Here is an 11,702-nt window from a genome sequence, read left to right on the forward strand (position 1 = left end):
GCCTGAGAAATGCGCTTCCCCTTAAGCGCATGATAGACTATGCCCTCAAATCTGGCTTATCGCGAGTAAATCTATGAAAATCGGCATCATTGGTGCAATGGAAGAAGAAGTTACGCTGCTGCGTGACAAAATCGAAAACCGTCAGACGATCACCCTGGGCGGTTGTGAAATTTACACCGGCCAACTGAACGGGACCGAGATTGCGCTGCTGAAATCCGGCATCGGTAAAGTCGCGGCGGCGCTGGGCGCAACGTTGCTGCTGGAACGTTGCAAGCCGGATGTCATTATTAATACCGGTTCCGCTGGCGGTCTGGCCCCGACGCTGACAGTCGGCGATATCGTCGTTTCCGATGAAGCGCGTTATCACGACGCCGACGTTACCGCGTTTGGTTATGAATTTGGTCAGCTTCCTGGCTGCCCGGCAGGTTTTAAAGCCGACGACGCGCTGATCGCGGCGGCGGAATCCTGCATCGCAAAACTCAACCTGAATGCGGTTCGCGGACTGATCGTCAGCGGCGACGCTTTCATTAACGGCTCCGTGGGCCTGGCGAAAATCCGCCACAATTTCCCGCAGGCGATTGCCGTGGAAATGGAAGCGACCGCGATCGCGCATGTCTGCCATAACTTCAACGTGCCTTTCGTGGTGGTTCGCGCCATCTCTGATGTGGCCGATCAGCAATCCCACCTCAGCTTTGACGAATTCCTGGCCGTAGCCGCGAAGCAGTCCAGCCTGATGGTTGAAACGCTGGTGCAGAAACTGGCGCATGGCTAAATTATTCTCCAGGGCGCTGGCCGCCCTGCTTTTAGCCCTTCCGCTGTGGCTTTGCGCCGTACCGCGCGTCGTTTCCCTCTCCCCTTCCAACACCGAACTTGCCTTTGCCGCAGGGATCACGCCCGTTGGCGTCAGCAGTTATTCCGACTATCCCCCGCAAGCAAAAAACATCGAAGAAGTCTCCACCTGGCAAGGGATGAATCTGGAACGTATTGTGGCGCTCAAACCCGACCTGGTCATCGCCTGGCGAGGGGGCAATGCTGAACGGCAGGTTAACCAGCTGGCGTCCCTGGGCATTAAAATCATGTGGGTGGATGCCGTAACCATTGAGCAGGTCGCCGACGCACTGCGCCAGCTTGCCGCATGGAGTCCTGAGCCAGAAAAAGCCAGACGCGCGGCGCAAACGCTGCTGGACGAGTATGCCGCGCTAAAGTCGCAGTACGCTGATAAACCGAAAAAACGCGTTTTTCTCCAGTTTGGCGCGAATCCGTTATTCACCAGCGGAAAAGGCTCCATCCAGCACCAGGTTCTTGAGGTCTGCGGCGGAGAAAATATTTTTGCGGGCAGTCGCGTCCCCTGGCCGCAGGTCAGCCGTGAGCAGGTGCTGGCCCGACATCCGCAGGCGATTGTCGTTACCGGCGATGCGGGCGAAATTCCTAAAATCGAACAATACTGGCAAAACCAGCTAAAAATCCCGGTTATACCGCTGAATGGTGACTGGTTTGAACGCGCGAGCCCGCGTATCATCCTCGCCGCAAAACAACTCTGTAATGCGCTTTCACAAGTAGAATAGAACCTGCGCAGTCAGGTTCTCAGTGGGGATTCGATAATGCTCGTCTATTGGCTGGATATTGTAGGCACAGCTGTCTTTGCTATCTCTGGCGTATTGCTGGCCGGAAAGTTGCGTATGGACCCGTTTGGCGTACTGGTATTGGGCGTCGTGACCGCAGTGGGCGGCGGGACGATCCGCGATATGGCGCTGGATAACGGGCCCGTCTTTTGGGTCAAAGATCCGACCGACCTGGTAGTGGCGATGGTCACCAGCATGCTCACCATTTTGCTGGTGCGCCAACCGAGACGATTGCCTAAATGGATGCTTCCCGTGCTGGATGCCGTCGGCCTCGCGGTGTTCGTCGGTATCGGCGTCAATAAGGCGTTCCTTGCTGAAACAGGCCCGCTGGTCGCCATCTGTATGGGCGTGATTACCGGCGTCGGCGGCGGGATTATCCGCGACGTGCTGGCGCGTGAAGTGCCGATGATCTTGCGCACGGAGATTTATGCCACGGCCTGTATTATCGGCGGCATCGTGCATGCGACGGCGTTTTATACCTTTTCCGTGCCGCTGGAAAGCGCCAGTATGATGGGGATGGTTGTGACGTTAATGATTCGTCTGGCCGCAATTCGTTGGCATTTAAAATTACCGACGTTTGCTCTGGATGAGAACGGGCGTTGATTTCACTGCCCGATGGCGCTGACGCTTATCGGGCCTACATTCAGGAACGCAGCAACACGCACCGTAGGCCGGATAAGACGCCCTGCGTCGCCATCCGGCAATACATCAGATACTAAAGGACGAACCACACCCGCAGGTGCTTTTCGCATTCGGGTTGGTGACCACAAAGCGGGAACCTTCCAGACCTTCGGTGTAATCGACAGCGCCGCCTACCAGATATTGCAGGCTCATCGGGTCAACCACCAGGCCAACACCCTGCTTCTCGATGGTCATATCACCTTCGTTCACCTGATCATCAAAGGTAAAACCGTACTGGAAACCGCTGCAACCACCGCCGGTGATATACACGCGCAGTTTCAGATTCGGGTTATCTTCGTCAGCGATCAGGCTTTTTACTTTCTTGGCTGCTGCTTCAGTAAATTGCAGTGGCAGCGCTACGTCATCACTCATTTTTTGCTCCAAACGACATTGGCAATTGGGCAAATTATAACCCAATCGTTATGGCATTATCTAATACCCTGGTATTTCATTCAAGTATTCTCACCAGCGGCCGACCGCTGGCTTTTTGCCGCCTGCTCCGCATCCTGTTTCGCCAGCGTGCGCGCAAGGATGGTGGAGTATAGCGGTTTTCCGCCCATAAATTGTGCTAATAGTGTTGCGCCAAGACAGGTAATAATCATTGGCAAAATGAGCTGATAGTTATCGGTCATCTCCAGCACTAACACGATTCCCGTTAAAGGCGCACGCACCGACGCCGCCAGCAACGCGCCCATTCCGGCAATCGCGAATGTTCCGGCCTCCAGATGGTACTGCGGAAAACACGCCGCAGCCGCCATACCAAATGCGGTGCCGAGCAACGTCCCCAGCGCCAGCATTGGCGCAAAAATTCCGCCGGGCGCACCGGATGAGAAACAAAGCAGCGTGGTAAGGACGCGGGCGATAAAAATAAACAGCAGCAGGCCTACGCTGTAATTCCCCGCCGCAGCAATGGGGATCAAATTAAACCCACCGCCCGCCGCTTCCGGCTCAATTAAGCCGAGAATACCGCACAGGCCACCGATCGCGCCGCCCATCAGAACCCACTTTTTGATTTCGCCGCCGTGAAAACGCTGGAACATATCCTGAGTGCGCAATACCAGGTGATTGAACAGCGGCCCGACGCAGCCAAAAATCATACCGAGGATTAAATATAACCATAGCGTATTAACCGGTGCGTTTGAGAGCTTCCCGACCTCAATAATCGGCGCTTCACCGTTAAAAATACGAAACACAATGCTCGACATGATCACGCCCGTAAACACGGCTTTGATCGAAATTAAATTGTAGCGAAACTGCGGGCGCATCTCTTCGATGATAAATAAGATCCCCGCCAGCGGCGCGTTAAAGGCTGCCGATAACCCTGCGGCCGCGCCGGTTGCCAGTAAGGTGTGACGCGCCTCGGCGCTACGCATACGGAAGAGGTCCAGCACCATTCGCCCGATATTGCCCCCGATTTGTACCGTCGGCCCTTCCCGCCCCAGCACCATGCCAGCGCCCAGCGTTCCCATACCGCCCACAAATTTCACCGGCAGCACGCGCCACCAGCGAACAGGACGCAACTCTTCCAGCGCGCCTTCTATTTCCGGGATGCCCGACCCACCGGCTTCCGGCGCAAACTTACGCACCAGAAAATAACCGACCATCGCCAGCAGCGCAGAGAGGATAAAGGCCAGCGGCCAGACCAGAATCGCGTAATCGGCCGTCTGAACGAGCGCGCCGATACGTAAGTTCTGCACCCAGGTCACGGCTTTCTCAAACGCAACGCCAATAAGACCCGTGACGGTGCCGACCACCGCCGCCGTGAATAAGATGGCCAGCGGCGTTTTATCCCGCTGAAGTAGTCTGCGGATCAGATCCCCGCGCCGTAAGCGCACAACTTGCTGTGCTTCGAAAGTGGGAGTGTCTGTGTTCATCAGATGATCATTAATTGGTAATACAAATACAGAAGCGGCATTGTACCCGCCTGTTTCGGGAAAATCCCCTGTAAATCGTCATGTTTCAAATGCGCAAAATGTTCATAACCTTCTGTGAATAACTTAGAATAAAGGGCATTCACTTTTTCTACGAACCAGGAACCCCATCCATGAGCAAGTCTGAAAACCTCTACAGCGCAGCGCGCGAGCTTATCCCCGGCGGCGTCAACTCCCCTGTTCGCGCCTTCACTGGCGTGGGCGGCACCCCGCTGTTTATCGAAAAAGCAGACGGCGCGTATCTGTATGATGTCGATGGCAAAGCGTACATCGATTACGTCGGCTCCTGGGGTCCGATGGTGCTGGGCCATAACCACCCCGCCATCCGTAATGCAGTGATTGAAGCCGCTGCGCGCGGGCTGAGCTTCGGCGCGCCGACCGAGATGGAAGTTAAAATGGCGGAGCTGGTCACCGAACTGGTGCCGACTATGGACATGGTGCGGATGGTGAACTCCGGCACCGAAGCCACAATGAGTGCGATTCGCCTGGCGCGCGGCTTCACCGGTCGCGACAAGATCATCAAATTTGAAGGCTGCTACCACGGCCACGCCGACTGCCTGCTGGTGAAAGCGGGTTCCGGCGCACTGACGCTGGGCCAGCCGAACTCACCGGGCGTTCCGGCTGATTTCGCCAGACATACCCTGACCTGCACCTATAACGATCTGGCCTCTGTACGCGCGGCGTTCGAGCAATATCCGCAAGAGATTGCCTGTATTATCGTCGAGCCGGTGGCGGGCAATATGAACTGCATCCCTCCGCTGCCGGAATTCCTGCCGGGCCTGCGCGCCCTGTGCGACGAATTCGGCGCGCTGCTGATCATCGACGAAGTGATGACCGGTTTCCGCGTGGCGCTGGCGGGCGCACAGGATTATTACGGCGTAGTGCCGGATCTGACCTGTCTGGGAAAAATCATCGGCGGCGGTATGCCGGTAGGCGCATTTGGCGGACGCCGCGATGTGATGGACGCACTGGCGCCGACTGGCCCGGTTTACCAGGCGGGAACGCTTTCCGGCAACCCGATTGCCATGGCGGCGGGTTTCGCCTGCCTGACCGAAGTCGCCCAGCCGGGGATTCACGAGACGCTGGACGAACTGACGACCCGACTGGCAGAAGGCCTGCTGGATGCCGCGCAGGAAGCCAATATTCCACTGGTGGTGAATCACGTCGGCGGTATGTTCGGCATCTTCTTTACCGATGCGGAATCCGTAAACTGCTATCAGGATGTAATGGCATGCGACGTTGAGCGCTTCAAACGTTTCTTCCACATGATGCTGGATGAAGGCGTTTACCTGGCGCCGTCCGCCTTCGAGGCAGGTTTTATGTCCGTGGCGCACAGCATGGACGATATCAACAACACCATCGATGCCGCGCGTCGGGTATTTGCGAAGCTGTAAATCGTCATTGCCGGGTGGCGCTTACGCTTACCCGGCCTACATATGGCGCCGTAGGCCGGGTAAGGCACCATTACCGGCTCTGCTTGCGTAACAAATAAATAAAATACGGCGCGCCGATAAACGTCGAGAGCAATCCCGCCGGGATCTGATACGGGAACAACACCATTCTGCCGCACCAGTCGGCGAAAACCAGCAGTATTCCCCCCGCCAGCGCCGACATAATCATATGCGGCATCGTGCGGCGAAAACCGAGCATCCGCGCGATATGCGGCGCCATCAGCCCGACGAAGCTCAGCGGCCCAATGGTCATCGTCGCGGTCGCCGTCAGACAGGCCGCCAGCAACAACAGCCCAACACGCGATGGCGTCAACGCGATACCCACCGCCCGCGCCGTCTCGCCGCCCAGCGGTAAAATGGTTAACCAGCGACGACACAGCGGCGTAATCGCCAGCAGAATCACCATCACAATGCCGGTGCGTACCACCTGTTCTTCCGACGCGTTGTAGGTCGAACCGGAAATCCAGGTCAGCACTCCCGCCATGCGCGGATCGCCGCTCGCCTGTAACATCATCAACAGCATCGTAAACGCCGTACTGAGCGCCATCCCCGCCAGCAGCATACGGTGCGGAGAAAAGCCCCCGCGTCCTGCCGCGACCATGATGATCAGCAACGTCGCCGCCGCGCCGATGCTCCCGGCAGGCAGCAGCCAGCCAAAAGCGTTACCCGGCACCAGGAACAGCATCAGCACCACGCCGAACGCCGCGCCGGAGCTGATCCCCAGCACTTCCGGGCTGGCCATCGGGTTTCCGGTCAGGCGTTGAATAATGCACCCCGCCACCGCCAGCATCACGCCCGCAATCAATGCCGCCAGAATACGCGGCCAGCGCCAGGGCATCAGTTCATCCAGCAGCGCGCCGCTCGCCCAGTTCCAGCCGTGCGCGTCACGGCCAAAAGAGAGCGCCACGAACACCGCCAGCAGCAGCACGACACCGCCTGCCAGCGCAAAACTCAGCACATGCTGGCGTTCCGCCGCTACGCGGTCATTGGCGTTCATTGCCGGCGCGCTCATGCTGCGCAGACGCGGCAGCAGCCACAGCAACAGCGGCGCGCCAATCAGCGCCGTCACGGAACCCGTGGAGACCTCCATCCAGACGCGGGTCAGCCACAAAATGGTCTGATCGGAAAGCCAGAGGATCAGCGCGCCAATCAGCGGCGCCAGCATCAGGCGCGCCAGTAAGCGACGCGCCCCAAGCATTTTCGCCAGCAGCGGGGCGAACAGGCCGATAAAGCCGATAATCCCAACGGCGTTAACCAGCATCGCGCTGAGCACGATCGCCAGCGATAAAGCCGCCAGACGCGCCAGCGACAAGGCCAGCCCCAGATTGCGCGCCACGCCGTCATCCAGCCCCATCAGGGTCATCGGACGCAGCAATAGCAAGGTGAGCATCACGCCGCCCAGCAGCTGCGGCCACAGCCTCTGCACCCCGCTCCAGTCGGTTTGCGTCAGCGTTCCGGTGCTCCACAGGAACATGCTTTGCAACTGGTCGTGGTGGAAAATCACCATCAGTTGGTTAATCGCCCCGCAATACAGGCTCACCACCAGACCGGCGAGAATCAGCGTAACCGGTGACAGGCGTTTTCCCCAGGCGACGCCAAACACCAGCGCGCCTACCACGCACGCGCCTGCCAGCGCCGCAAATTGCGTGGCCATCGCGCCGGGAATCGCCCACAGCGTCGTTAGCGTAATCCCGAGCTGCGCCCCCGTCGCCACGCCGAGCGTCGTTGGCTCCGCCAGCGGGTTACGCAGCACCTGCTGGAACAATACGCCCACCAGCCCAAGCCCGGCCCCGACCAGCAAGGCGATCGCCAGACGCGGCAATAGGCTATAGTGGAAAATCATTTGCTCAATGCTGTCGATATCCGGCGACCAGAACGCTTGCTGCCACTGGCTGCGCGGCAATGCGATGGAGAAGTTAAACCAGGTCAGCCAGGCGGCGGCGATAAATAACACCGCCAGCAGCAACGCCGGAAATAGCGCAATACGTCGGCTCACGCTTTACCTCCCAGCGCATTATCCAGAATGCGCACGAAACGCATGCTCGACAGCGTCGCGCCATAAAACCAGACGGCAGGCACGCGCTGAAAACGTCCGGCGCGCACAAACGGCATCGCCTGCCACAGCGGCGTCGCCATCAGCGCAGCCATATCCGGGTTATTGCCGTGATCAAAACAGAGGACGTCAGCGTCTTTATAGGCCGCCAGCCGGTCGATACCAACCGCAGTGCTGCCCCAGAAATTGGTTTCCCCCTGCCAGGCATTGCGAATGCCGAACGCGTCCAGCGTCTCCTGGAATAAGCAGTTCGGGCCGAAAACCAGCATATGGCGCGGATCGAGCAACGTCATTAGCAGCAGAGGCCGGTCGCCACGCCGGGCAAAGCGCGGTTTCTGGCTGTCGATAAAGCTATCGTATTCCGCCAGATGGCGGCTGGCCGCAGACTCAAGATTAAGCAGTTGCGCCATTTCAATTAACGACTGACGCGCTACCGCTAACGGCTTTTTGCCGTCGCTGAAGCTAAAGCCGCGCCCCGGCGCGATACGCGCCAGCTTTTCAGGCGAAGGGCCATAGCCTGCCGACCAGACCATAAATGAGGGCTTCATTTCGGTCAGCAGTTCCAGATTAGGTTCGGTACGCAGCCCAACGTCAATGACCGACTCCGGCAATGCCGGCTCGTTAACCCACAGGCGATAATTGGGAATATCCGCCACGCCGTAAGGCATGATGCCGAGCGCTAACAGCAGCTCTACCGGCAACCACTCCAGGGCGACAATACGATGAGGATCGACGGTTGCGGCCCGGGCTTGCCCCATTTGCCAGAGCAGAGGAGAAAGCGCCATCGCCGTTAACAATCGACGTCGGGTAATAGAATGTAAACCGCTCATTAATAGACAAAACTCACGGGTGCGGCACCAGCCGGATGCGGCAAAATTCCCATCGGGATGCCATAAATCAGCTCCAGCGTTTCACCACGCATCAACTCTGCTGGCGTACCCTGGGCAATCATTTCGCCACCGCGCAGCGCCACCAGATAATCACAGTAGCGGGCCGCCATGTTGATGTCGTGCAAAACGGCAATCACCGTCAACCCACGCTGCTGGCTTAAGCGGTGCACCAGCGCCAGCACATCAACCTGATGCGCGATATCCAGCGCGGAGGTGGGTTCGTCGAGTAGCAAACAGCGGCTATCCTGGGCCACCAGCATAGCGATCCACGCCCGCTGACGTTCCCCGCCGGAGAGGCTGTCCACCAGACGGTGCGCCAGTGGTTTTAGTCCCACCAGCGTAATCGCCTCTTCCACTTTTTCTCTGTCGGTTACGCCAAAACGACCCAGCGCGCCGTGCCACGGATAACGCCCAATCGCCACCAGCTCGCGCACCGTCATCCCTTCCGCCTGCGGAAGCTGCTGCGGCAGATAGGCGACCTTGCGGGCAAACGCTTTACTGTTCCAGCTGTTCAACGGCTGATCGTCGAGCAACACGTCGCCTTCCGACGGCGGTTGATGCCGCCCCAGCATTTTCAGTAAGGTTGATTTACCTGAACCGTTGTGACCAATAAGCCCGGTAACTTTACCCACCGGAAAGGTCAGCGAAAGAGGATGCAGAAGCGTGCGGCCAGGCACACGAAAGGAGACATTACGTAGGGCGAAAGTCGTGTCGGGACGGGTTATGTTTTCCTGCATAGCGGCCAACTTGTAAAGCGGGCACGGCGAACCGTGCCCAAATAGAAATTAGAAACGGAAGGTTGCGGTTGCAACGACCTGACGCTCCGCGCCCCAGAAGCAGCCATAGGTGTTAAAGCAGCTTGCGACGTACTCACGGTCAAACAAGTTGTTCACATGCAGCGCCACGTTAGACCCAGCCATACCAACGCGCGCCAGATCGTAACGTACTAACGCATCCACCAGCGTATAGCTCCCCACTTTGAAGGAGTTTGCCGGGTCGCCATAGCTGGAGCCAGTATAACGAACACCCGTACCCAACGTCAGCCCGGAAAGCGCGCCGTCATAGAGGGTGTAATCACCCCACAATGATGCCATATGTTTAGGCACCTGAGCAGGCGTGTTGCCTTTGTAGCTGGTGTCGGTAGTGTATTCCGCATCGGTATAGGTATAAGAACCAACCACGTTGACGCTTGCAGACAGCGCGGCTTTCGCTTCAATTTCCACACCACGTGAACGAATTTCACCGCCTTCGACTGACCAGGACGATCCATTCGGGTCGGGCATCAGATTGTTGGTTTTGGTGAGCTGATACACTGCACCGGTAATCACGATCGGACGATCGCTCGGCACGTATTTCACGCCAGCTTCGTACTGCTTACCTTTGGATGGAGCAAAGATATTACCGCTTTCCCCCGTCTGCGAAGCCGGTTCAAACGACTCGCTATAGCTGAAATACGGGGTTACGCCATTGTCGAACAGGTAGTTAACACCGCCACGCCAGGTGAACTGTTTGTCATCGCGCTTATCGGTAGTACCGTAAACACGGTTGAAGGACTCCTGGTCAGCCCAGTCATAACGACCACCCAGGGTAACCAGCACCTTATCCCATTGCATCTGATCCTGCACGTACAAGCCAGTCTGCTTCTGCTTGTTCAGCACTTTGTAAGGGCCTGAAGGGCCAGGGTGTGAGCCAAAATCGAAGTCACTGCGATCAAGGTTATAGATGTCGGACGGCGTTACAGAACCAGCATAGCCAAACCAGGAGTCAATATCGTTACGCATACGCATAAAGTCAACGCCGGTCAGCAGCGTGTGATCCACATCGGCCGTTGCAAACTTGCTTTGCAGTTGGGTATCGACAGCGAAGTTCTGCAATTTCTCATTATCGATAACGTACTGACGAGTCAGCGTATGACCCCAATCTGACTGAGGAACGCTGGCGCAAGGACTATTAGCCGGATCCTTTGTATAGAGAGGATCGGAGCACATACCGTAGCCATACACGCTGTTCTGCGAGACTTTATTTTGCGCGTAACGCAGGTTCTGACGCACGGTAAAGGTGTCGTTAAATTCGTGGTCGAAGCTGTAGCCCACCATCTTCTCGTTACGAGAATAGGTATTGTTGTTCGCACCTTCGTTGAAATCGGTAGAGAGACGCTTACCGTTCGGTAACTTAGTCACTGTCCCTTCTTTCGGCAACCAGCCGTAATAACCTGTTTCCGGTTCATTCTGGAAATAAGATAAGAAGGTAAAGTTGGTTTTATCATTCGGACGCCAGCTGAAAGATGGCGCAATGGCATAACGCTGTTCTTCCGCACCTTGCTGCTGGGCATTCGCAGAACGCGCAAGGCCGGTTAAGCGATAAGAGTAAACACCATCGTCATCCAGAGCATCACTAAAGTCAAAACCGGTCTGGAACAGGCTGTCGGTGCCCATCTTGAACTGAACTTCTTTCAGCGGTTCCGTGGTTGGACGCTTGCTGACCATATTCAACAAACCACCAGGGTTGCTTTTTCCGTAGAGAACGGAAACCGGGCCGCGCATGACTTCAGCGCGCTCCAGCATATAAGGGTCAATCACCGCATCATTGTAAAAGTTACCCTGCATCTTCAGGCCATTCAGATAGTTGTTCTGACTTTGGCCGTCAGCGGCGAAACCGCGGATGATCAGGTAATCATAAGTGTTAGACGCGCCACGGGTGCCCACGGCAACACCAGGAGTGTAGCTGAGCGCCTCTTTCACAGATTTAGGCTGATGCAGCGCCATCTCCTCGGCAGTTACCACAGAAATAGACTGTGGCACCTTTTGAATGGGGGTATCCGTTTTGGTCGCTGTGGCGGATTGTCTGGCCGCGATGGTCGCCGCCGGCCCCCAGGCACTTTCCTGCTGGGCAGGTGCAGCGGTTACGGTGATAGTTTCTTCTTTCGGTTCAACCGCCGCCTGTGCATAGACAGACATGCCGCTAACCGCTGTGGCTACTACGACTGCGATTTTACGCAGCGAAGAGTTTGGCTGAGCAGTTTTAAGACGCGCCATTGGTATATCTCTAATGAAAAGTGAATGATAACGTAAACG

General features: G+C 57.0%; 10 protein-coding genes and 1 pseudogene. 4 read left to right on the plus strand and 7 right to left on the minus strand.

Features of this window, described 5'->3' with window-relative positions; all coding sequences use genetic code 11:
* The first annotated feature begins 73 nt into the window (after positions 1-73).
* Genes mtnN through OGX81_RS01030 form a run of 3 tightly spaced genes read left to right on the plus strand, consistent with a single transcriptional unit; the run spans position 74 to position 2,225 of the window.
* Positions 74-772 (plus strand): 5'-methylthioadenosine/S-adenosylhomocysteine nucleosidase, encoded by a 699-nt coding sequence (gene mtnN, locus OGX81_RS01020; RefSeq protein ID WP_012133998.1) that lies wholly within the window; start codon positions 74-76, stop codon positions 770-772.
* On the plus strand, positions 765-1,565 hold the full coding sequence (gene btuF / locus OGX81_RS01025; RefSeq protein ID WP_104869064.1) for a vitamin B12 ABC transporter substrate-binding protein BtuF: 801 nt from the start codon (positions 765-767) through the stop codon (positions 1,563-1,565). The genes mtnN and btuF overlap by 8 nt, the downstream gene beginning before the upstream one ends.
* Before the next feature lie 36 nt (positions 1,566-1,601).
* Positions 1,602-2,225 carry a TRIC cation channel family protein gene (locus OGX81_RS01030; protein WP_012134000.1) on the plus strand — a complete coding sequence of 208 codons (624 nt, stop codon included), beginning with the start codon at positions 1,602-1,604 and terminating at the stop codon, positions 2,223-2,225.
* A gap of 105 nt (positions 2,226-2,330) precedes the next feature.
* On the opposite strand, the gene erpA is transcribed toward OGX81_RS01030, so the two are convergent.
* From erpA to clcA, 3 genes and pseudogenes are all read right to left on the minus strand, one after another.
* Positions 2,331-2,675 carry an iron-sulfur cluster insertion protein ErpA gene (gene erpA / locus OGX81_RS01035; protein WP_012134001.1) on the minus strand — a complete coding sequence of 115 codons (345 nt, stop codon included), beginning with the start codon at positions 2,673-2,675 and terminating at the stop codon, positions 2,331-2,333.
* Positions 2,668-2,727 (minus strand): annotated as a pseudogene (gene yadW, locus OGX81_RS01040) (small protein YadW). The gene erpA and the pseudogene yadW overlap by 8 nt, the downstream one beginning before the upstream one ends.
* Positions 2,728-2,755: 28 nt before the next feature.
* Positions 2,756-4,177: a H(+)/Cl(-) exchange transporter ClcA gene (gene clcA / locus OGX81_RS01045; RefSeq protein WP_104869065.1), complete on the minus strand. Its 1,422-nt coding sequence runs from the start codon at positions 4,175-4,177 to the stop codon at positions 2,756-2,758.
* A gap of 170 nt (positions 4,178-4,347) precedes the next feature.
* Here clcA and hemL point away from each other — a divergent pair, with 170 nt between their 5' ends.
* Entirely contained in the window at positions 4,348-5,628 is a 1,281-nt protein-coding gene (hemL, locus tag OGX81_RS01050) for a glutamate-1-semialdehyde 2,1-aminomutase (protein ID WP_049011622.1), read from the plus strand.
* Positions 5,629-5,698: 70 nt separating this feature from the next.
* Here hemL and fhuB read toward each other — a convergent pair whose 3' ends face one another.
* Genes fhuB through fhuA form a run of 4 tightly spaced genes read right to left on the minus strand, consistent with a single transcriptional unit; the run spans position 5,699 to position 11,663 of the window.
* Entirely contained in the window at positions 5,699-7,681 is a 1,983-nt protein-coding gene (fhuB, locus tag OGX81_RS01055; protein WP_058668589.1) for a Fe(3+)-hydroxamate ABC transporter permease FhuB, read from the minus strand.
* Positions 7,678-8,568 (minus strand): Fe(3+)-hydroxamate ABC transporter substrate-binding protein FhuD, encoded by an 891-nt coding sequence (fhuD, locus tag OGX81_RS01060; RefSeq protein WP_024130692.1) that lies wholly within the window; start codon positions 8,566-8,568, stop codon positions 7,678-7,680. Before fhuD ends, fhuB begins: the two co-directional genes overlap by 4 nt.
* Positions 8,568-9,365, minus strand: a complete 798-nt coding sequence (gene fhuC / locus OGX81_RS01065) for a Fe3+-hydroxamate ABC transporter ATP-binding protein FhuC (protein ID WP_012134007.1) — start codon at positions 9,363-9,365, stop codon at positions 8,568-8,570. The genes fhuD and fhuC overlap by 1 nt, the downstream gene beginning before the upstream one ends.
* A gap of 48 nt (positions 9,366-9,413) precedes the next feature.
* Entirely contained in the window at positions 9,414-11,663 is a 2,250-nt protein-coding gene (gene fhuA, locus OGX81_RS01070; RefSeq protein ID WP_012134008.1) for a ferrichrome porin FhuA, read from the minus strand.
* Positions 11,664-11,702: the final 39 nt, after the last annotated feature.

The sequence above is a fragment of the Citrobacter sp. CK206 genome (assembly GCF_030333125.1).
In the GTDB taxonomy this organism is placed as follows: Bacteria; Pseudomonadota; Gammaproteobacteria; order Enterobacterales; family Enterobacteriaceae; genus Citrobacter_B; species Citrobacter_B koseri.

Bases quoted from the DNA above. Each gene is read 5' to 3' on its own strand.
- mtnN (WP_012133998.1), top strand. From the start codon at position 74: ATGAAAATCGGCATCATTGGTGCAATGGAAGAAGAAGTTACGCTGCTG.
- btuF (WP_104869064.1), top strand. From the start codon at position 765: ATGGCTAAATTATTCTCCAGGGCGCTGGCCGCCCTGCTTTTAGCCCTT.
- OGX81_RS01030 (WP_012134000.1), top strand. From the start codon at position 1,602: ATGCTCGTCTATTGGCTGGATATTGTAGGCACAGCTGTCTTTGCTATC.
- erpA (WP_012134001.1), bottom strand. From the start codon at position 2,675: ATGAGTGATGACGTAGCGCTGCCACTGCAATTTACTGAAGCAGCAGCC.
- clcA (WP_104869065.1), bottom strand. From the start codon at position 4,177: ATGAACACAGACACTCCCACTTTCGAAGCACAGCAAGTTGTGCGCTTA.
- hemL (WP_049011622.1), top strand. From the start codon at position 4,348: ATGAGCAAGTCTGAAAACCTCTACAGCGCAGCGCGCGAGCTTATCCCC.
- fhuD (WP_024130692.1), bottom strand. From the start codon at position 8,568: ATGAGCGGTTTACATTCTATTACCCGACGTCGATTGTTAACGGCGATG.
- fhuC (WP_012134007.1), bottom strand. From the start codon at position 9,365: ATGCAGGAAAACATAACCCGTCCCGACACGACTTTCGCCCTACGTAAT.
- fhuA (WP_012134008.1), bottom strand. From the start codon at position 11,663: ATGGCGCGTCTTAAAACTGCTCAGCCAAACTCTTCGCTGCGTAAAATC.